Raw genomic sequence first — 18,604 nt, 5'->3', positions numbered from 1 at the left:
CGCGGACGTGACCAGGATCGTGGCCGGGAAGGCTGGGGGGCGGCGGCTGCGGGTGCCGCCGGGGCGGCACACCAGGCCGACCGCGGATCGTACGAGGGAGGCCCTGTTCTCCTCGCTGGACTCGTTGGTCGACCTGGAGTCGGCCCGGGTCCTGGACCTGTACGCGGGGTCCGGCGCGATCGGGCTGGAAGCGGCCTCGCGGGGTGCGCCGGAGGTCACGCTGGTCGAGAGCGCGAGGCCGGCGCTCGCGATCCTGCGGGCCAACATCAGCGAGCTCGGGCTCACCGGCATCGCCGTCGAGGCGCTGGCGGTCGAGCGGCTGGCGGCGACCCCGGCCCCGCACGCGTACGACTGCGTCTTCGCCGACCCGCCGTACGCGCTGCCGGCCGACGATCTCGGCAAGGTGATCACGGACCTGCATGACAACGGCTGGCTCGCCCCGGCGGCGGTCGTGGTGGTGGAGCGGTCGTCCCGGGATCCGGAGTGGGTGTGGCCGGAACCACTGGGCGCCATCCGTCGGCGCACGTACGGCGAATGCGCGCTTTGGTACGGTCAGGCCGTCCCAGCCTGAGCGCAACGGGAGGTCTCGCGGTGCGGCGTGCGGTGTGCCCCGGTTCCTTCGATCCGGTCACCAACGGACACCTGGACATCATCGGCCGCGCCTGTCGGCTGTATGACCAGGTCGTGGTGGCCGTGCTGATCAACCAGAACAAGCAGGGGCTGTTCCCGGTCGAGGAGCGCATCGAGCTGCTGCGCGAGGTGACGTCGTCGTACGGCAATGTCGTGATCGACTCGTTCCGGGGGCTGCTGGTCGACTACTGCCGGACCAACGACATCCCGGTGGTGATCAAGGGGTTGCGGGCGGTCAGCGACTTCGACTACGAGCTGCAGATGGCTCAGATGAACCACGGCCTCGCCGGGGTGGAGACCCTCTTCATGCCCACCAACCCGCTGCACTCTTTCTTGTCCTCCAGTCTGGTCAAGGACGTGGCACGCTGGGGCGGTGATGTCTCGGAGCACGTGCCGGACGCCGTCCGCAAGCGGCTGGTCGAGCAGTTCGGCCGGTCCGGCTCCGAGTCGGGCGGTGCGCCGGCCTGACCGGCGCAGGGGGAAACGGAACCAATGAGCGACATCGACCAGACCGGCAGACACCAGTTCTTCCAGGCAGGAGACCAACCCGTGGACGGCCTAGACGGCTCTGACCTACCCACCGGGGCACTCCCGTCGATGCCGATACCGGAGCGCCGGGCCAGCACCGAGGACTCGCTGGACCGGATCGACGAGCTGACCGCGATGGTGGAGCACGCCCGTGGGGTGCCGATGTCGTCCAACTGCATCGTCAACCGTGGCGAGATGCTGGGCCTGCTGGACGAGCTACGGGTCGAGCTGCCGACCGAGATCCGCCGCGCGCAGGCCCTGCTGGAGGAGCGCGACAAGCTCATCGCCGCTGGTCAGCGCGAGGCCGACCGGATCATCGGGGAGGCGCACGGCGAGCACGCCCGACTGGTGTCCACCGCCGAGGTGACGGTGGCCGCGCAGCACGAGGCGAACCGGATCCGGACCGAGGCCAAGGCCTCGGCCCACCGGCGCCGCGAGGAGACCGACCAGCTCATCGACACCGCGCTGGCCAACTTCGAGCAGACCCTGCAGCGCAACCTCGCCTTCGTCGAGCGCAGCCGGGACAAGCTGAAGGCGCTGTCCGAGATCGGCCCGTACGAAGCGGATGACGAGGCCGGGCCGCTGCCCTTCTGAGGAGCCGGTTTCGACGCTCGGGAGCCGTTGGGGTAGCCTCGTTCTTCGGTTTGCATTCAGACCGTCACGTGCGTTGCCAATCGGAGAAGTCGCCAAGAAACCGCTATGCCCGAGAACAGAACTGGTCAGACTCAGAGCCGCGCCGGCGTTGATCACCGGTCGCCGTTCGTTGTTGGCGTGCGCCAATTCGATCGGCATCCCGGCGAAATGCGGCTTTTCCAGGTGGACGTGCCCGCTCCGGCGGGTCTCGGGCTGGACATGATCGCGGTTCCCGAAGGTGCCCTGCTTGACCTGGATCTGCGGCTGGAAGTGGTGAGTGAGGGCGTGTACGCGTCCGGCACTGTGACCGCGCCGCTGGCTGGCGAGTGCGGCCGCTGCCTGGAGGCGATCGACACCGAGGTGGTGGTCGACGTGCAGGAGCTCTTCGTCTTCCCGGACAGTACGACCGCCGAGACCACCGACGAAGAGGAGCTTCCCCGGCTGAAGGACGACACGATCGACCTGGAGGAAGTGGTCCGCACGGCGATCGTGCTGGCCCTGCCGCCCAACCCGTTGTGCCAGCCCGACTGCGCGGGCCTGTGCCCGGACTGCGGTGGCCGCTGGGATGATCTGCCGGATGACCACAGCCATGACCTGGCTGACCCGCGTTGGGCCGCGCTGCAGGCGTTGACCAGCCCGGACGCACCAACCGGACCGCCGCCGACGGCGGTCGCTGATTCCACGGGCGACCAGCGCCCGGACCGCTTGAAGGAGAACTAAGACCGTGGCCGTCCCGAAGCGCAAGATGTCGCGCAGCAACACCCGTTCGCGTCGCTCGCAGTGGAAGACCACGGCGGTGGCGACACAGCCGTGCCCGCAGTGCCACTCGCCCAAGCTCCCGCACACGGCGTGCAGCGTCTGCGGTCAGTACAACGGCCGCCAGGTCATCGCGGTCTGACCGGCGGCCCCGGACCTTATGCCCGTAGCCAACGGACAGGACATCGGCGTTACTCGCAGCGGCGGTCAGAAGAAGGGCGAGCGGCCGTCCGCGGACCTGCTGGCCGCCGCCATCGGCGTACCGATCGGCGACGAACTGCTGATGCGGGCGTTGACGCATCGCTCGTACGCGTACGAGAACGGCGGTCTGCCGACCAACGAGCGGCTGGAGTTCCTCGGCGACTCGGTGCTCGGCGTCGTCGTCACCACGCGTCTTTACCGGGACTACCCGGAGCTGCCGGAAGGCCAGTTGGCCAAGCTGCGCGCCTCGGTGGTGAACATGCGCGCCCTGGCCGCGGTGGCCCGCAAGCTCGGGCCGGGCGGCCTGGGTGCGCACGTCTACCTCGGCAAAGGCGAGGAGGCCACCGGTGGTCGGGACAAGTCCAGCATCCTCGCGGACACCCTGGAAGCGGTCCTGGGCGCGGTGTACGAGCAATATGACATGGACACCGCGACGATGGTCGTCCTCAAGCTGTTCGGGCAGGTCATCTCGGACGCCGCCGAGCGTGGCGCCGGCCTGGACTGGAAGACCAGCCTGCAGGAGCTGACCGCGAACGACTCGCTCGGCGTCCCTGAGTACAAGGTCACCGCGACCGGTCCGGACCACGACAAGACCTTCTCCGCGGTCGCCGTGGTGCACGGCGAGGAAGTCGGCTCCGGCAGCGGGCACAGCAAGAAGGAAGCCGAGCAGGAGGCCGCCGAGGCCGCCTGGCGGCTGTTGCGCTCCCGGCAGCCCGACGCCGCGTCCGTACCAGCCCTCGCCGACGGCGCCGCCCATCACGTCCGCTGACACTCGCTTCACTCTTTTACCGCATCGACGCGATGCGTGCGTTTTCCGCACGCATCGCGTCGATGCGGTAAAGGCTGGAGTCGTTGCGGACGTGGGTAGCGAGATTGGCCACAGCGGCTGGTACGCGCGAGCTGCCGCGGTAGCGGGGCGGATACAGTTTCGCGGTGCCCGAGTTGCCGGAAGTCGAGACCGTAAGAGCTGGGCTGCAGCAGTGGGTGGCCGGTCGGACGGTGGCCGCCGTCGAGGTGCTGCATCCGCGGGCGATCCGGCGCGAGGCCGGTGGCGCGGTCGGGTTCGCCGAGCGGATCGTCGGGCGGACGGTGCTGTCGGCGCAGCGGCGCGGGAAGTATTTGTGGCTTCCGCTGGATTCCGGTGACGTGGTCGTCGCGCACCTGGGGATGAGCGGGCAGTTGCTCGTCCAGGCGGCGGACTCCGAAGACGAGAAGCACCTGCGGATCCGGTGGGATTTCACCGACGGCGGCCGGCAGTTGCGGTTCGTGGACCAGCGGACTTTTGGCGGTATGTTCGTCGACGCCCTCGTCCCGTACGAGCTGGCGCTGTCTTCGGAAGTGCCGGAGACGCTGCAGCACATCGCCCCCGATCCGCTGGAAGAGGTCTTCTCCGAAACGGCGTTCGCGGCCGCCGTACGGGCGCGTACGACCGGCATCAAACGCGCTTTGCTGGACCAGTCCCTGATTTCCGGCGTCGGCAACATTACGCGGACGAGTCGCTGTGGCGGGCGAAACTGCATTACGCCCGGCCGACCGAAACCCTGACCAAGCCGGCGATCGGTCAGTTGCTGGGACATATCCGCGACGTGATGGCCGAAGCGTTGAAACAGGGCGGCACCAGTTTCGACAGCCTTTACGTGGACGTCAACGGGAGCAGCGGATATTTCGACCGCTCCCTGAACGCGTACGGGCAGGAGGGCCTGCCGTGTCCGCGCTGCGATACGCCGATCCGGCGCGATCCTTTCATGAACAGATCGAGCTACAGCTGCCCGCATTGCCAGCCGCGGCCCCGCCGGGCGCACTGGTGAAATCCCTACCGGACCTGGTTCGCCGGCTGCCGGTGGATCCGTTCATCCTGGCCATTCTGGCCACCGTCGGGCTGGCCGCGTTGCTGCCGGCCAGCGGGATCGGGACGGCGATTGCCAGCCGTGCCACCACTGTCGTGATTGGACTGTTGTTCTTCCTGTACGGCGCGAGACTGTCACTCAGGCGGCATGGGAGGGCATCAAGCACTGGCGGCTGCACGCGGTGGTGATGGCGTCGACGTTCGTCCTGTTTCCGGTGTTGGGACTCGCCGCCCGGGTGCTCGTCCCGAGCGTGCTTACTCCGCAGCTTTATGCCGGCGTCCTGTTTTTGTGTGTGTTGCCGTCCACTGTGCAGTCATCGATCGCGTTTACCTCGATAGCGGGCGGAAACGTGGCTGCCGCGATCTGCAGCGCGTCACTGTCCAATCTGGCCGGTGTGGTGATCAGCCCGCTGCTGGTGGGCACCTTCCTGGCCGCGAGCGGTGGCATCAACGCATCGTCCATTCAGGACATCGCGCTCCAGTTGCTGGCGCCTTTCCTGCTCGGTCAGGTGGCCCGGCGGTGGATCGCCGACTGGGTGCAGCGCCATCACAAGGTGCTGAGTCTGGTCGATCGAGGCTCGATCCTGCTCGTCGTCTACACCGCTTTCAGTGCCGGGGTGGCGGCCGGGATTTGGGCTCGGCTGTCCGGCTGGCAGCTTTTCGCGCTGTTGCTGGTGGATGTCGTGCTGCTCGCCGTGGTGCTGACTGTCACCAGCCTGTCGGCGCGGGCGCTGAAATTCTCCCGCCCGGACCAGATCACCATTGTTTTCTGCGGCTCCAAGAAAAGCCTCGCCACCGGGCTGCCGATGGCCAATATCCTGTTCGCGGCGCACGGGGTCGGGTTGGTCGTGTTGCCGTTGATGCTTTTCCACCAAATCCAGCTGATGGCCTGCGCGTGGCTCGCGCGCCGGTACGCTGCGAAGGCGGGGCGGCCGGCCGGGGCTGCCAGCGAACCCGAGGTGGGGACCGATGCCGACACGTACCAGCGAGCCGACCGCGAGCGCTGAGATCACCGTCGCCGCCACGCCTGACGAGGTCTACGCGTTGGTCAGCGATGTCACCCGTACGCCTGAATACGCGGTCGAATGCGTCCGGTGCGAGTGGGTCGGCGGCACCGGCCCGGCCGTCGGGGTCCGGTTTCGTGGCAACAACCGGCACGGCAACCGGCGGTGGACGACGATTAGTGAGGTCGTCGCGGCCGAGCCGGGCGCCCGGTTCGCCTTCGAGGTGGTCACCGTCGGCACCCGGGTGGCGCGCTGGGAGTACGAGATAGCCGCTGCCGACGGCGGTGCGCGCGTCACCGAGAGCACCTGGGACCAGCGGCCCGGCTGGTTGCGGATCGCCAGCATCGCGGCCACCGGGGTGCGGGACCGGACGGCCGAGAACAACCAGAACATCCGCCGCACGCTGGAGCGCCTCAAGGTGATCGTCGAGAGTAATGCGAGTCACGCATGAGAAGTTTCTGAAGAGGAGCGAGGCAGGTGGCGGAGTCCGCGGACGACGTTGTACGGCTGACCGCGTGGGTGCGCGGCTACGTCCAGGGCGTCGGTTTTCGTTGGTGGACACGGGCTCGAGCACTCGAGCTCGGGTTGCGCGGGTGGGCGTCGAACCTCGACGACGGCCGTGTGGAAGTGGTCGCGGAAGGGCCCAAAGCGGACTGTGAGCGACTGCTCGAGGTGCTCGGCGGTGGTCGTACGCCCGGCCAGGTCGAGGCTGTCGTGGAGCGCTGGTCGCCCGCTCGTGGGTTGGCGGTAGGATTCAGGGAGCGCTGATCGGCCCAATCCTGGAATTTGGGGAGTTTGTGCTGGTCGCGCGGGGTGTGACCGGGCAGTGGGGGGATGAACTTGACCGGTCGTGCCGCCCGGCGGACACTGGAGTGACCGCCTTGGAGTACAGATAACTGCCAAGGTCAAAAAGTCTGCGCCCGCAACCAGCTGGCGCTGCAACAAGGAGTCATGATGGCGAAGGCCCTGCTCGGCCACATCGGTACGGCGCCCGATCGGCGCTTGGCCGATGAGGTACATCGGCTGCGCGCTCGGGTACGCGCGATGGAGTTCGAGGTCGCTCGGCTGCGTGCCGACAATGACCGGCTTCACGCGGCGGTGTCCGCAGCTGACGATCAGATCCGACTTTCGATACTCGAAGAGCCCGCGCTCACCTGATTTCTCGTCCTTCCAGGTAGCCTGCGCGACAGGCCCTTTCCCCGCCGGTGCACCTCCACTCACTCGGCGTCGGCCTCCAAAAGGAAGTTCACCCGGCCTGATCGCGGCCGGGCAGAGCTGTTGAGTCGACTGCTACGTCCGGAGAGTTTGTGCACCTCAAAAGCCTTACCCTGAAGGGATTCAAGTCCTTCGCGTCGGCGACGCACCTGCGTTTCGAGCCCGGCATCAACGCCGTGGTGGGGCCTAACGGCTCCGGCAAGTCGAACGTGGTGGACGCGCTCGCCTGGGTGATGGGGGAGCAGGGCGCCAAGTCGTTGCGCGGCGGCAAGATGGAGGACGTGATCTTCGCCGGCACCGCCGGCCGGGCGCCGCTCGGGCGGGCCGAGGTCACCCTGACGATCGACAACACCGACAGCGCGCTGCCGATCGACTACACCGAGGTCTCGATCACCCGTCGGATGTTCCGGTCCGGCGAGAGTGAGTACGAGATCAACGGCACCAAGTGCCGTCTGTTGGACGTCCAGGAGCTGCTGTCCGACTCCGGCATTGGCCGGGAAATGCACGTCATCATCGGCCAGGGCAAGCTCGACTCGGTGTTGCAGGCCAAACCCGAGGACCGGCGCGGCTTCATCGAGGAGGCCGCCGGCGTACTGAAACACCGCAAACGCAAGGAAAAAGCGGTCCGCAAGCTGGAGGCGATGGGGGCCAACCTCAACCGGCTCACCGACCTCACCGCGGAGCTGCGCCGCCAGCTCAAGCCGCTGGGGAAACAGGCCGAGGTGGCCCGCCGGGCCGCCACCGTGCAGGCGGATCTGCGCGACTCCCGGCTCCGGCTGTTGGCCGACGATTTCCTGACTTTGCGCGGAACACTGGAAAAAGAGGTGGCCGACGAGGCCGCCATCCGGGACCGCCGCGGGATCGTCGAGCGGGAGTTGGCACAGCGGCGCGAGCGCGAAGCCGAGCTGGACATCGCGGTCGCCGACGTGGCGCCGGCGCTGTCCCGCGCGCAGGAGACCTGGTATCGGCTGTCAGCGCTGGCTGAGCGGTTCCGGGGCACCGCGCAGCTGGCCGAGGAGCGGGTCCGGTTCCTGGCCGGCGAGGCCGAGGAGATCGCCTCCGGCCGTGATCCGGAGGCGCTGGACCGCGAAGCCGCCGCCGTACGGGAGCAGGAGGCCGAGCTCACCGCCCTGCAGGAGACTGAGGGCGAGCGGTTGGAAGACGCCCTCGACTACCGCAAGGACATCGAACGGCGGCTGTCCGAGGCCGAGAAAGCGCTGGTCGCGGCCGTACGATCGGTCGCAGACCGGCGGGAGGGCCTGGCCAAACTGACCGGCCAGGTGAACGCGGCCCGCAGCCGTACGTCCGCCAAGGCCGACGAGATCGAGCGGCTGTCGGCCACCATCGCGCAGGCGGTCGAGCGGGCGCAGCAGGCGCAGGGCGAGTTCGACACGCTGCAGTCCCAGATCGGGCTGAACGAGGGCGAGCTGGGCCTGGACGAGCGGCACGAGGCCGCCACCGAAGAGCACCAGACCGCGAAGGCGCGCGTCAACGAGCTGCGCGATGCGTTGCGGGCAGCCGAAAAATCGGCCAGCGAGTGGAAGGCCCGCGAAGAGGCGCTCGCGCTGGGCCTGCGTCGCAAGGACGGCGCCGCCGCGCTGCTCGCCGCCGGCGACCGCGCCCCGGGCCTGCTGGGCAGCATCGCCGCGTTGCTGACCGTGGACACCGGCGCCGAGGTGGCGATCGCGGCCGCCCTCGGGCCGATCGCGGACGCGGTGGCCGCGGCCACCGCCGACGACGCGATCACCGCCCTGAAGCTGTTGCGTGCGGAGGATTCCGGTCAGGCCGGGATCCTGATTGGCGGAGCCGGTGCGCCGGTGGATCGGAACAGCTGGCCGCCGCTGCCGGCCGGCGCCCGTTGGGCCGTCGATGCCGTGCAAGCCCCCGAACACCTCCGACAGGCTCTGCGCGTTCGCTGGACCGGGTCGCGCTCGTACCGGATCTGCCTGCAGCGCGCGCTCTGGTCGCTTATCACCCGGCCGTACGAGCCGTCACCGCCGAAGGTGACCAGCTCGGCGCGGACTGGGCCGCCGGCGGATCGGCTTCGGCGCCCAGCCTGATCGAGGTGCAGGCGGCGGTGGACGAGGCCGAGCAGCACCGCCGTGAGTACGGCGACCAGGTCAGCCGCCTGTCCGCCGAGCTGGAGGCCGCAACTGGTGCCGCGACGGCGACAAAAGCGCAGGTGGAGACGGCTCTGCAGGGGTTGCACGAGTCGGACGCCCGGATGAACGCGGACCGACCGAGCAGCTCGCCCAGCTGGGCGCGGCGGCCCGGTCCGCGACCGGCGAGGCGGAGCGGTTGACCGCGGCCCGGCGCAAGGCCGAAGAGGCCCGCGACCAGGACCTGGAGGCCCTCACCGCGCTGGAGGAGCGGCTGTTCATGGCCGAGGACACGCCCGTCGACGACGAGCCGTCCAGCGATGAGCGGGACGACCTGAACGCCGAGGTGGTGGTGTCCCGGCAGCGCGAGATGGAGGCGCGGCTCGCGGTGCGTACGGCCGAGGAGCGCGTCCGTGCGTTGCACGGCCGGGCCGAGTCGTTGGAGCGGGCGGCCGCCGCCGAGCGGGCCACCCGGGAGCGGGCGCAGCGGGCCCGTGCGGCCCGCATCCGCGGCGCCGCCATCGCCAAGACCGTCGGGATCGCCGGCCGGGAGGCGGCCACCAAGGTCGCCATGTCGCTGGAGATCGCCTCCGCCGAGCGGGATGCGGCCAGTGAGCGGCGGGCCGCGGTGGACGCTGAGCTGGTGAGCCTGCGGGCTCGTACGCGCGAGCTGTCCAGCGAGCTGGACCGGCTCACCGACGCCGTCCATAAGGACGAGATGGCCCGCGCTGAGCAGCGCATGCGGATCGACGCGCTGGAAACCAAGGCGGCCGAGGACCACGGCATCGAGATCGAGACGCTGATCACCGAATACGGCCCGGAGCAGCTGGTGCCGCCGTCGCTGGCCGAGGTCGCCAAGGCCGAGACCGACGGCAAGGAGGCGCCTGGCCCGAAGCCGTACGATCGGGCTGTCCAGGAGAAGCGGGCGGCCCGCGCCGAGCGGGACCTGGCGCTGTTGGGCAAGGTGAACCCGCTGGCGTTGGAGGAGTTCGCGGCACTGGAGGAGCGGCACACATTCCTGTCGACGCAGCTGGAAGACCTGAAGAAGACGCGTAAGGACCTGCAGACCGTCATTAAAGACGTGGACGAGCGGATCCTGGAAGTCTTCACCGAGGCCTACAACGACGTGGCCGCGGAATTCGAGATTGTTTTCCGCACTTTGTTCCCCGGCGGCGATGGCCGGTTGATTCTGACCGACCCCGACGACATGCTGCTGACCGGCATCGAGGTCGAGGCGCGCCCGCCCGGTAAGAAGGTCAAGCGGCTGTCGCTGCTGTCCGGCGGCGAGCGGTCGCTGACCGCCGCGCGGTTGCCTTGCTGGTGGCCATTTTCCGGGCCCGCCCGTCGCCTTTCTACGTGCTGGACGAGGTCGAGGCCGCCCTGGATGACACCAACCTGGGCCGCCTGCTCGTTCTTGTCGAGCAACTGCGCAACACCTCGCAGCTGCTGATCATCACCCACCAGAAACGTACGATGGAGATCGCCGACGCACTGTATGGCGTGTCCATGCGCGGCGACGGCATCACCCAGGTGATCAGCCAGCGGATCCGCGAACCCGAGCCGGCATAGATGAAACTAAAACTCGATCTGCACGATATTTACAACAAAGGTGACCAGATCGAGAAAGCGCTGCAGGACATCATGGCTGAGGCCGTCACGAAGAAGGCACCCCTGGTCGAGATCATTCCCGGCAAGGGGTCCGGCCAACTGAAGAAGCGAGTGCTGCGTTTCCTGCAACAAAAGGAAGTCAAGGCCCTCTACCACCGGATCGAAAAGGACTCCGACAACTTCGGTCGAGTCTTCGTCCACTTCCGCTGGAAATAGGCGCGGTTTATCGAATCCAGTCCCGTACAAAGTCCCGCACTCGACGTCGAGTGCGGGACTTTGTACGACAGTCAAAGTGAAATCAGCGGCCTCAGACGACGATTCCGCTGCAGGTCGGATTTCCCGCCTGGCCGTTGTCCGCGGGCAGGGTGGCCTGGCCGCAGGCCTGCAGCGTGCCGCCGGCCTCGTTGGTGTTGATGTCGGCCCATGCGACGGCTTTCGAGGCCCCGACAATGAGCTTGCCGGAGTTGTTGTAAAGCCCGACGTAGCCGGCCGGATAGCCGTTCGCCTCGGCGTGGAAATAGCCGTTGTCGTTGTTCTGCCACAAAGTGAAGGTCAGGTCATACTTGATGCCGGCGATGTGGACGGTGGAGACCCCCGTCCACCACTTGGTGTAGCCCAGCGGGTGAGCGCTGACAGCGCCGGGACCGGCCAGTACGAGCCCGACCGCGAGCGCGATCATCGCGATGGCCGCCGCGAGTTTCCCTCATGATGCGATCACCTTTCCAGGTGGTAGTCAGGCTGTGTCTTCGTGGAAAAGCGACCACGGCAAGGTGTCCGGGCTGCTCGCATTCGTGCAGAACCACGTGTTGTTGTATCCGTTGTAGTGGTTGTATCCGTACGATTCGCAGGAGGTATATGAGAAGAAAGACTGCACGTACTTGAAAGTCTGTGGACTGGCGGGCTCGTGCGTTGCCGCGGCCGCTGGTGCGGCGGCGCCGAGAATGGCCGCCGCTGCCATCGCGCCGACAACGACACCTTTCAGGGAACGCTTTGTCATGGGGTGGCTATCCTCTCGCTCTGGGGATTTTCTTGACCAAAGTCAGCACGTCACTCGCTGTTCGCTCGGCGCGAGTGCCAGCACCGACGAGGCCTGGTCATTGTCGTTGGGGGGGGCGACGTTCCGTACGTTGAATCCGTAGTACTCCATGAACCTCTGCTGCCCGGTGTAGTTCGCGTCGTAATACCAGCAGTAAGTCCAGGAGCTCACATTCTCCCAGGACGTCATGCGGTCGTTGAACTGGTAGCAGATCCCACCAACGCAGGCGTTTCCCAGATAGGGGATGCTCACGCCCTGGGGAATAATGATCTCCAGGCCGCCGGCATTGGCGTCGGCGTAAAGGCAGAGATAAAGGCCGGAACAGTTGTCCGCCGGTGTCGCCGATCCCGCTGGGCGCAAGGCAACCCGGGCGCCGGGAATCTGGTGGTCGGCGGCGGTGGCGCGACGGAATTTCACTGTCGTATCGGACTGTCTGAGCATTTGGAGCTGCGTGTCGACACTGGCGGGCATGGCGGGTTTCACCGATGCGCTTACCGGCGCCTGCGCACCGGCGATGACCCCGGCAAGTGCGACGAGCACTACCAGAAGTCTTCGCAATGAACTCATTTCTTCCCTTCCAACAGCAGTATTCGACCGTCAGCTTTTTGACAGTGAGTCGTTGACGAGGCAGCGAAAGAATGCCGAGAAAGTCGGGGCGCCAACGAACTTTCGTTACATTAAAACAGTCGAATGGGCACGTCTAGTGACAGCTGTCATCAGTAGCGCAGATGTTCGCTAGGCCACAATCACTAGCGTCGGCGGGAGTTACAGGTCGGTGAGGAAGCCTTCCAACGGCGGCAGGGCAAGCATCTGGCGCTGCAGGCCGCGGGCGTGGGAGCGGTAGGTGGGGTCGGTGAGGACCTGTTCTACGGCCGTACGCAACGAATCCGCGGTGACGTCTTCCAGTCGGAAGCCGGTGCCAGCGCCGATTTCGGCGATCCGGACCGCGTTTTCCGGCTGTTCGGCGAACATCGGCAAGGTGACCATGGGTACGCCGGCGGCCAGCGCTTCCCGCGTACCGCTGAAACCGGCGTGCGTGATGAAGGCGTCGCAGGCCGGCAACATCAGGTTCTGCTGGACGAACGAGGTCAAGTGCACGTTGTCGGCGCGCGCACCCTGCCACTGCGCCGGGTCACGGCCAGTGCCCAACGCCAGCACCGCGCGTGACCGGCAGCTTGGCCAGTGCTGCCACGATGGTGTCTAAAATGGACGGTCCGTCGTCGCCAACGAAATGGGTGATGTTCGAGCCGAGGCTGGCCAATACGAGCGGCCGGTCGCTGGGCAGGTGGGCGATGGCCGGGTCCAACGGCCGGTCGTCCGACGGCACCGGCGGCCGGTAGTAATGGGCATGCGGGAGCCGAGTTTCCGGCCGGTAGAAGGCTTCTGGCACCACTCCGGCGCGGAAGTTCCGCATCGGATGCCACGGGTCGTCGACGGGGTCCAGGCCCAACGCGACACGCTGTTCGTTGATTTCCTGAAGGACCGCGGGGTCCGCGTACGGCGCCATCGGCGTGATGTCGATCGCCGCCTGCGCGATGCCGCGGCGCTCGGCCGCCAAATAGCTGCCGAACTCGGTGGATTCGCGGACGATGAGGTCCGGTTTCCAGTCGTCGATGACTTTCAGCAGATCCTGGGCGAAAGGCCCGCCGAGGGCGCCGACGAAAGTCGGCGAACATGCTGGGAGGCAGGTCGGTGGTCGCTTTCCCGGGCCGGGAGCCGGCCGCCGCGAAGCCGACCTTCTTCCGGACCTGGGGATCGGCCATCAGCTGACCCATCGGAATGGAATGCGGAAGGACGGTCGCCTCGAGGCCACGGCTGGTGATCTCGGTGGTCACCACCGGACCGGACGCGACGCGTACGTCGTGGCCAGCTCGGACGGCCGCCAGCGCGGCCGGGATCACCAGCGGCACGAGGTGGGAATACGACGGTTGGGAAGCGAAGAGAATGCGCACGTTCGTAGGATACGTAGCGGTGTCTTAAATAGCAGCATATGGGAGGCCGGCGTCACGCCGTTGACTCGGCTGGATGTGGGTGGATCGGCATCCCGTCCGGTGCTAGTCCACCATCCCACATCACAGACAGACCACTAGACAGGCATCACCAAGGGCTGCGGTAGAGGGCTGCCGGAACGCACCAAGTCGAGTTTTTGGACGGTTTCTGTGAGCCGGTGACGAGGGTGGTGGTGGGAATCTGGGAGGATTGCCGCCATGGACCCGGTGCTCATCACGATTGTCGTGGCCGCGATCATCGTGCTGGCCGCCGTTGTCGGCGGTGCCGCGTACGCCGTGCCGGCGTTGCGCCGCCGCGCCGAACGCCGGCAACTGGACAGCGGAGCGGACAGCGCGTCAGAAGGCAGCGTTCCAGCGGACAGCGTTCCAGCAGGCACGGTCACGACCGACGCGCCTCGCCCTGGAGTCGTCGAGACCAAGCCGCCGGCCCAGGTGCTGCCGACACCCCCTGCCGTGGAGGTGCCGGAGCCGACCGCCGGCCGGTTGGTACGGCTGCGCGCCCGGCTGGCGCGTTCGCAGTCCACGCTGGGCCGCGGCCTGCTCACCCTGCTCTCCCGCGAGCATCTCGACGACGATGCCTGGGAAGCGATCGAGGAGTCGCTGCTCACCGCCGACGTGGGGGTGAAGCCGACCGGCGAGATCGTCGAACGGCTGCGCGAGCGGACCCGGGTGCTGGGCACTCGCGAGGTCGGTGAGCTGCGTGCCTTGCTGGCCGAGGAGCTGGTGGCCGCGATCGGCAAGGACACCGACCGTACGCTGCACACCACGCCACACGACGACCGTCCGGCGATCGTGCTCATGGTCGGCGTCAACGGCACCGGCAAGACCACTACCTGCGGAAAGCTCGCCCGGGTGCTGGTCGCGGACGGCCGTACGGTGCTGCTCGGGGCGGCCGACACGTTCCGGGCCGCCGCCGCCGACCAGCTGACCACCTGGGCATCCAGAGTCGGCGCTGAGGTGGTCCGTGGACCCGAGGGCGGTGACCCCGCCGCGGTGGCGTTCGACACCGTCAAACGCGGCATCCAGGACAAGGTCGACACCGTCCTGATCGACACCGCCGGCCGGCTGCAGAACAAAACCGGTCTGATGGACGAGCTCGGCAAGGTCAAGCGGGTGATTTCCCGGCATGGCGAAGTGGACGAGACGCTGCTCGTGCTGGACGCCACCACCGGCCAGAACGGCCTCGCCCAGGCGCGGGTGTTCACCGAGGTGGTGGACGTGACTGGGCTGGTGTTGACCAAGCTGGACGGTACGGCCAAGGGTGGCATCGTGATCGCGGTCCAGCGCGAGCTGGGCATTCCGGTCAAACTGGTGGGCCTCGGTGAGGGTCCGGACGACCTGGCGCCCTTCGACGCCGAACAGTTCGTCGACGCGCTGCTGGGAGAAACCGCGTGAGCCAGCCGCCGCCTGGACAGCCTGGACAGCCCGGACCTGGTGGGCAGCCCGGCAACTGGCCGGGGTATCCGCCACCCGGACAACCCGGACAACCTGGTCAGCCCGGTCAGCCCGGTCCACCGGGATCGGGCGGCCAGCCGCCGTATCCGCAGCAACCGCCGCCGCCCTATCCAGCGGCGCCTGGCCAGCCGCAGCAGGGCCCGCCGGTCGGGCAGCCGCAACCGCAAGGGCAGCCGTACGGACAGCCGCAACCGCAGGGACAGGGACAGCCGTACGGACAGCCGCAGCCGTACCAACACCCGCACACCTCGATTGCTCAGCAGGTGACGCCGCCGCACAACTTGTACGGGCAGCCGCCGTCGCAGCAGCGTGACGACGACGAGATCCCGCTGCATGGCGGGAACGTGTCGACGGTGGTCAAGGTTGGCGACACGGTCCGCCGGACCACCGGTCCTTGGACGCCGGCCGTGCACGCGCTGCTGCGGCACCTGGAGTCCGTTGGCTACACGGGAGCTCCGCGCGCGCTCGGCATCGACGAGAAGTCCCGCGAAGTGCTGTCCTTCGTGGACGGCGAGTGTGGCGACTACCCGCTGGCCGAGCACTGGACCACCGACGAGGCGCTCACGACGGTGGCCACCATGCTGCGGCTCTACCACGACGCGCAGCGCGGGTTCGTGCCGCCGGCCGGCGCGACCTGGCGGTCTTTCGGGCCGCCGCCGCCGGACACCGAGGTCATCTGCCATCACGACGCGGCTCCGCACAACGTGGTCTGGCGGCCGGACGGCACCCTCGCGATGATCGACTTCGACCTCGCGAGCCCCGGCGCGCGCATCTACGACGTGGCGTATTCGGCGTGGACCTGGGTCCCGCTGTTCTCCGACCGCGACTCGTCCACCCTCGGCTGGAAACAGCCCGACCGAGCCCGCCGGCTGCGCCTGTTCGCCGACGCGTACGGCCTGACCCCCCGCGACCGCGAGCGGCTCGTACGCGTCATCCGCCGCCGCATCGTCGACCACGTCGAAGGCATCCGCCGGATGGCCGCCGCCGGCGAGCCCGCGTTCGTACGCATCGTCCAACGCGGCCACCTCCGGCGCCCGATGCGCGATCTGCGCATCCTGGACGCCGAGCGCGCCCACTGGGAACACGCCCTGCGCTCCTGACGGTTAGCATCTGGGCATGCGTGTCGCTACCTGGAATGTGAACTCGGTCGTGGTCCGGCTGCCGCAGGTGCTGGCCTGGCTGGGCACGGCCGAGCCAGACGTGCTTTGCCTGCAGGAGCTGAAATGCTCGACGGATGCCTTCCCATACGAGGAGATCCGCGAGCTCGGGTACGAGGCGCAGGCGCACGGCACCGGACGGTGGAACGGCGTCGCGATCCTGTCCAAGGTCGGCTTCGAGGACGTCGTCAGAGATCTGCCGGATCAGCCGGGTTTTCAGGCCGAGGACTCGATGATCGAGGTCAGGGAGCCGCGCGCGATCGCCGCCACCTGTGGGCCGGTCCGGGTGTGGTCGGTGTATGTCCCCAATGGCCGCGAGGTCGAACATCCGCACTATTTCTACAAACTGAAGTGGCTGGACGCCCTGCGCGCGGCTTCGGTCCAGGACGCCGCGGGGGAGCGGCCGTACGCGGTGCTGGGTGACTTCAACATCGCGCCGACCGACGCCGACCTGTGGGACCCGTCGGCGTACGAGGGCATGACGCACGTGACCGCTCCCGAGCGGGAAGCGCTGGCGGCGTTGCAGGGCACCGGTTTGCAGGGACGTGCTGCCACGGCCGCTGAAGTACGACCAGCCGTTCAGCTACTGGGACTACCGGCAGCTGGCGTTCCCGAAGAACCGCGGCATGCGGATCGATTTGGTGCTGGGCAACAAACCCTTCGCGACCGCGGTCACCGACGCGTACGTCGACCGTGAGGCCCGCAAAGGAAAATCGCCGTCCGACCACGCGCCAGTCGTGGTCGACCTGGATCTCTAATCAGGCTGGGTGCAGGCCTGGCGTCCCGTCGGCGACGGTGCAGCGTTTCGGTGGGCTTTGCAGCGATAGAAAAGTCTTTCAGACGAGACGCTCGAGCTCGCCCATCGCGTCGTCCAGGAGAGTAAGGATGTCGGCGGACGGATCTCGTTCGGCGGCGAAGAGCGCGGACAGCGAGACGCCGACCGATGACAGCGCCGAGCGTACGGGTCGGCAGATCGTCCGGTTCGGCCCCGGTGCGTTCGGCGATCAGCTCGCGCATCAGTTGGGCCGGTCCGTGCAGTTCGTCCAGCAGCAGGGATCGCAGCGGTGGCGCCGAAAGCAGCAATGCGACCCGGGCTCGTACGTCCGCTCGCTGGGTCTGCGTGATCGCCGCGCCGAACACCTGGTGGAAGGTGGCCCGCAAGGCGCTCACCGGACGTAGATCGGTGGGCTGCGCCCGGAAAACCGCGGCGATGCCAGTGCCGAAGTCGTCCCACAGAACCAAGCTCTGTTTGGTGGGGAAATATCGCAGGAGGGTCGTCTCCGACACGTCGGCGGCCTCCGCGATCTCGGCGAGCGTGGTCGCGTCGTACCCGCGCTCGGTGAAAAAGCCGCAGCGCGTGTTGTTGGATCGCGTCGCGGGTTTGCGCCTTCTTTCGCTCTCTGCGGCCGATCGGTTGCCCAGTCACAGTTTCATGAGCTTTTCGGCGTTGCCAAAGGCGATGCTTTCCCGGCTGGCCTCGTCCAGTGGCAAACCGGCGAGGAATTCGGTGGCGGTGGCCATTGACCCGTACGGGTAGTCGGTGGAGAACATGATGCGGTCGACGCCCATTTGGGCCAGCAGGATGTCAAAAGTCGGCCGCTCGTTGAAACCGGAGAACGTGTAGCTGATATTCCTGCGCAGATAACCGCTGACCGGCAGCTCCAGGCGGCTCATTCGCTGCGCGAAAGCCACGTCGAAACGCGGCAACATGAAGGGCAGTGTCTCGCCCATGTGGCCAACGATGACCTGAAGAGTCGGATACCGGTCGAAAACTCCGCTGACGATCAACCGCAAGACGTGCAATGCGGTGTCGATATGCCATCCCCAGCCCGTGGTGGACAGCGAGAACGAGATATCGGCGGAGAAGCCGCCGTAAATGGCCTCCGTGACGGCCGTCGGTGGCGGAGTCGGGTGCAGGTAGATAGCGTGATGGCCTCTTCGGAGGCGAGCTGCTGCGACGCCGGGGCGCGTCAGGGACAGCACGGCGAGGTCGACACCGCCGGCGTCCATCGCCGCGATCCGGCCCGCTCCGAGGTCCAGCAATGGCCTGACCACCTGCTGGTATGGCTCCAGCCAGCGGCCCTCGCTGGCCATGTATTCCGGCGTGACGTAGTGCTCTTCGAGCGCGATGGTCCGCATGTCGAACCTCCATGATGTTGGTCAACCATCAACTGGTGGTCGACCACCACCTTAACACATTCATAGCTATACATCCGTACAAGCCGCTGTACGGTCGTATAGTCTGCTGTTCGTGCGTTCAATGAATGAGGATGACTCAGCGCGGGCCGGATCATCGAAACTTCCGTGCTGTTTGGTTCAACCCATCAACTGGTGGTGACACTATCACACCCTCTAACACCATTCATAGCCCCTATAACATCCGTACAAGCCGCTGTTACGTGTCGTAAGTATGCTGTTCGTGAGTTC

General features: G+C 67.3%; 21 protein-coding genes and 4 pseudogenes. 18 read left to right on the top strand and 7 right to left on the bottom strand.

Going from position 1 to position 18,604, the window contains the following annotated elements; translation table 11 throughout:
- Positions 1 to 7 precede the first annotated feature (7 nt).
- The 15 genes and pseudogenes from rsmD (at position 8) to GNX96_RS18630 (ending at position 10,736) form a co-directional block, all read left to right on the top strand.
- Positions 8 to 571, top strand: coding sequence for a 16S rRNA (guanine(966)-N(2))-methyltransferase RsmD (rsmD, locus tag GNX96_RS18690; RefSeq protein WP_163569077.1), 564 nt, complete (start codon positions 8 to 10; stop codon positions 569 to 571).
- 20 nt (positions 572 to 591) lie between these two features.
- A complete protein-coding gene (coaD, locus tag GNX96_RS18685; RefSeq protein WP_163569076.1) occupies positions 592 to 1,098 on the top strand; it encodes a pantetheine-phosphate adenylyltransferase in 507 nt (168 codons plus the stop codon).
- 24 nt (positions 1,099 to 1,122) lie between these two features.
- Positions 1,123 to 1,752: an ATP synthase subunit B family protein gene (locus GNX96_RS18680; RefSeq protein WP_279580768.1), complete on the top strand. Its 630-nt coding sequence runs from the start codon at positions 1,123 to 1,125 to the stop codon at positions 1,750 to 1,752.
- A 177-nt stretch (positions 1,753 to 1,929) separates the two neighbouring features.
- Positions 1,930 to 2,511: a YceD family protein gene (locus tag GNX96_RS18675; RefSeq protein WP_279580767.1), complete on the top strand. Its 582-nt coding sequence runs from the start codon at positions 1,930 to 1,932 to the stop codon at positions 2,509 to 2,511.
- A 4-nt stretch (positions 2,512 to 2,515) separates the two neighbouring features.
- Positions 2,516 to 2,689, top strand: coding sequence for a 50S ribosomal protein L32 (gene rpmF / locus GNX96_RS18670; RefSeq protein WP_163569074.1), 174 nt, complete (start codon positions 2,516 to 2,518; stop codon positions 2,687 to 2,689).
- An 18-nt stretch (positions 2,690 to 2,707) separates the two neighbouring features.
- Positions 2,708 to 3,517, top strand: a complete 810-nt coding sequence (rnc, locus tag GNX96_RS18665; RefSeq protein ID WP_163569073.1) for a ribonuclease III — start codon at positions 2,708 to 2,710, stop codon at positions 3,515 to 3,517.
- A gap of 164 nt (positions 3,518 to 3,681) precedes the next feature.
- Positions 3,682 to 4,556: pseudogene (gene mutM / locus GNX96_RS18660) on the top strand (bifunctional DNA-formamidopyrimidine glycosylase/DNA-(apurinic or apyrimidinic site) lyase).
- A pseudogene (locus GNX96_RS18655) lies at positions 4,550 to 5,601 on the top strand (bile acid:sodium symporter family protein). Before mutM ends, GNX96_RS18655 begins: the two co-directional pseudogenes overlap by 7 nt.
- The gene (locus GNX96_RS18650; RefSeq protein WP_163569072.1) at positions 5,564 to 6,049 is read left to right on the top strand and encodes an SRPBCC family protein; all 486 of its coding nucleotides are present in this window, start codon (positions 5,564 to 5,566) and stop codon (positions 6,047 to 6,049) included. Before GNX96_RS18655 ends, GNX96_RS18650 begins: the two are co-directional and overlap by 38 nt.
- A gap of 26 nt (positions 6,050 to 6,075) precedes the next feature.
- On the top strand, positions 6,076 to 6,366 hold the full coding sequence (locus tag GNX96_RS18645; protein WP_163569071.1) for an acylphosphatase: 291 nt from the start codon (positions 6,076 to 6,078) through the stop codon (positions 6,364 to 6,366).
- A 186-nt stretch (positions 6,367 to 6,552) separates the two neighbouring features.
- Positions 6,553 to 6,756, top strand: coding sequence for a hypothetical protein (locus tag GNX96_RS18640; protein ID WP_163569156.1), 204 nt, complete (start codon positions 6,553 to 6,555; stop codon positions 6,754 to 6,756).
- Positions 6,757 to 6,905: 149 nt separating this feature from the next.
- Positions 6,906 to 8,873 carry a chromosome segregation SMC family protein gene (locus tag GNX96_RS67270; RefSeq protein ID WP_452124485.1) on the top strand — a complete coding sequence of 656 codons (1,968 nt, stop codon included), beginning with the start codon at positions 6,906 to 6,908 and terminating at the stop codon, positions 8,871 to 8,873.
- Positions 8,874 to 8,878: 5 nt separating this feature from the next.
- Positions 8,879 to 9,115, top strand: a complete 237-nt coding sequence (locus GNX96_RS67265; protein WP_452124484.1) for a hypothetical protein — start codon at positions 8,879 to 8,881, stop codon at positions 9,113 to 9,115.
- A 596-nt stretch (positions 9,116 to 9,711) separates the two neighbouring features.
- Positions 9,712 to 10,481, top strand: a pseudogene (locus GNX96_RS67260) (chromosome segregation protein SMC); the annotation flags it as partial.
- The gene (locus GNX96_RS18630; RefSeq protein ID WP_163569070.1) at positions 10,482 to 10,736 is read left to right on the top strand and encodes a Smr/MutS family protein; all 255 of its coding nucleotides are present in this window, start codon (positions 10,482 to 10,484) and stop codon (positions 10,734 to 10,736) included. It begins immediately after the preceding pseudogene.
- Positions 10,737 to 10,827: 91 nt separating this feature from the next.
- On the opposite strand, the gene GNX96_RS18625 is transcribed toward GNX96_RS18630, so the two are convergent.
- The 5 genes from GNX96_RS18625 to GNX96_RS52995 form a co-directional block, all read right to left on the bottom strand.
- Positions 10,828 to 11,199 carry a hypothetical protein gene (locus tag GNX96_RS18625; RefSeq protein ID WP_163569069.1) on the bottom strand — a complete coding sequence of 124 codons (372 nt, stop codon included), beginning with the start codon at positions 11,197 to 11,199 and terminating at the stop codon, positions 10,828 to 10,830.
- Positions 11,200 to 11,253: 54 nt separating this feature from the next.
- A complete protein-coding gene (locus tag GNX96_RS18620) occupies positions 11,254 to 11,517 on the bottom strand; it encodes a hypothetical protein (protein WP_163569068.1) in 264 nt (87 codons plus the stop codon).
- A 42-nt stretch (positions 11,518 to 11,559) separates the two neighbouring features.
- Positions 11,560 to 12,123: a peptidase inhibitor family I36 protein gene (locus GNX96_RS18615; protein WP_279580766.1), complete on the bottom strand. Its 564-nt coding sequence runs from the start codon at positions 12,121 to 12,123 to the stop codon at positions 11,560 to 11,562.
- 198 nt (positions 12,124 to 12,321) lie between these two features.
- Positions 12,322 to 12,705 (bottom strand): glycosyltransferase, encoded by a 384-nt coding sequence (locus GNX96_RS53000; protein ID WP_279580765.1) that lies wholly within the window; start codon positions 12,703 to 12,705, stop codon positions 12,322 to 12,324.
- Positions 12,689 to 13,114 (bottom strand): hypothetical protein, encoded by a 426-nt coding sequence (locus GNX96_RS52995; RefSeq protein ID WP_279580764.1) that lies wholly within the window; start codon positions 13,112 to 13,114, stop codon positions 12,689 to 12,691. Before GNX96_RS52995 ends, GNX96_RS53000 begins: the two co-directional genes overlap by 17 nt.
- A gap of 649 nt (positions 13,115 to 13,763) precedes the next feature.
- Between GNX96_RS52995 and ftsY the strand changes: the two genes are divergently transcribed.
- The 3 genes and pseudogenes from ftsY (at position 13,764) to GNX96_RS18595 (ending at position 16,935) form a co-directional block, all read left to right on the top strand.
- Positions 13,764 to 14,960: a signal recognition particle-docking protein FtsY gene (gene ftsY / locus GNX96_RS18605; protein ID WP_163569066.1), complete on the top strand. Its 1,197-nt coding sequence runs from the start codon at positions 13,764 to 13,766 to the stop codon at positions 14,958 to 14,960.
- Positions 14,957 to 16,120: an aminoglycoside phosphotransferase family protein gene (locus tag GNX96_RS18600; RefSeq protein ID WP_279580763.1), complete on the top strand. Its 1,164-nt coding sequence runs from the start codon at positions 14,957 to 14,959 to the stop codon at positions 16,118 to 16,120. The genes ftsY and GNX96_RS18600 overlap by 4 nt, the downstream gene beginning before the upstream one ends.
- 16 nt (positions 16,121 to 16,136) lie before the next feature.
- Positions 16,137 to 16,935, top strand: a pseudogene (locus tag GNX96_RS18595) (exodeoxyribonuclease III).
- On the opposite strand, the gene GNX96_RS18590 reads toward GNX96_RS18595, so the two are convergent.
- Both GNX96_RS18590 and GNX96_RS18585 read right to left on the bottom strand, forming a co-directional pair.
- A complete protein-coding gene (locus GNX96_RS18590) occupies positions 16,850 to 17,599 on the bottom strand; it encodes a TetR/AcrR family transcriptional regulator (protein WP_163569154.1) in 750 nt (249 codons plus the stop codon). The pseudogene GNX96_RS18595 and the gene GNX96_RS18590 sit on opposite strands and share 86 nt — an antisense overlap.
- Positions 17,600 to 18,316 carry an amidohydrolase family protein gene (locus tag GNX96_RS18585; RefSeq protein ID WP_163569065.1) on the bottom strand — a complete coding sequence of 239 codons (717 nt, stop codon included), beginning with the start codon at positions 18,314 to 18,316 and terminating at the stop codon, positions 17,600 to 17,602.
- Between the last annotated feature and the right edge of the window lie 288 nt (positions 18,317 to 18,604).

The sequence above is a fragment of the Fodinicola feengrottensis genome (genome assembly GCF_010993775.1).
Taxonomy (GTDB): Bacteria; Actinomycetota; Actinomycetes; order Mycobacteriales; family HKI-0501; genus Fodinicola; species Fodinicola feengrottensis.
The sequence above is the reverse complement of the archived record's forward strand: the minus strand, read 5'-3'. Positions and strand labels throughout refer to the sequence as shown.

Excerpts from the sequence above, each read along its gene's own strand:
- GNX96_RS18680 (WP_279580768.1), top strand. The coding sequence starts at position 1,123 with ATGAGCGACATCGACCAGACCGGCAGACACCAGTTCTTCCAGGCAGGA.
- GNX96_RS18585 (WP_163569065.1), bottom strand. The coding sequence starts at position 18,316 with ATGCGGACCATCGCGCTCGAAGAGCACTACGTCACGCCGGAATACATG.
- GNX96_RS18625 (WP_163569069.1), bottom strand. The coding sequence starts at position 11,199 with ATGATCGCGCTCGCGGTCGGGCTCGTACTGGCCGGTCCCGGCGCTGTC.
- GNX96_RS18615 (WP_279580766.1), bottom strand. The coding sequence starts at position 12,123 with ATGAGTTCATTGCGAAGACTTCTGGTAGTGCTCGTCGCACTTGCCGGG.
- rnc (WP_163569073.1), top strand. The coding sequence starts at position 2,708 with ATGCCCGTAGCCAACGGACAGGACATCGGCGTTACTCGCAGCGGCGGT.
- GNX96_RS18620 (WP_163569068.1), bottom strand. The coding sequence starts at position 11,517 with ATGACAAAGCGTTCCCTGAAAGGTGTCGTTGTCGGCGCGATGGCAGCG.
- GNX96_RS18640 (WP_163569156.1), top strand. The coding sequence starts at position 6,553 with ATGGCGAAGGCCCTGCTCGGCCACATCGGTACGGCGCCCGATCGGCGC.
- ftsY (WP_163569066.1), top strand. The coding sequence starts at position 13,764 with ATGGACCCGGTGCTCATCACGATTGTCGTGGCCGCGATCATCGTGCTG.
- GNX96_RS18630 (WP_163569070.1), top strand. The coding sequence starts at position 10,482 with ATGAAACTAAAACTCGATCTGCACGATATTTACAACAAAGGTGACCAG.
- GNX96_RS18650 (WP_163569072.1), top strand. The coding sequence starts at position 5,564 with ATGCCGACACGTACCAGCGAGCCGACCGCGAGCGCTGAGATCACCGTC.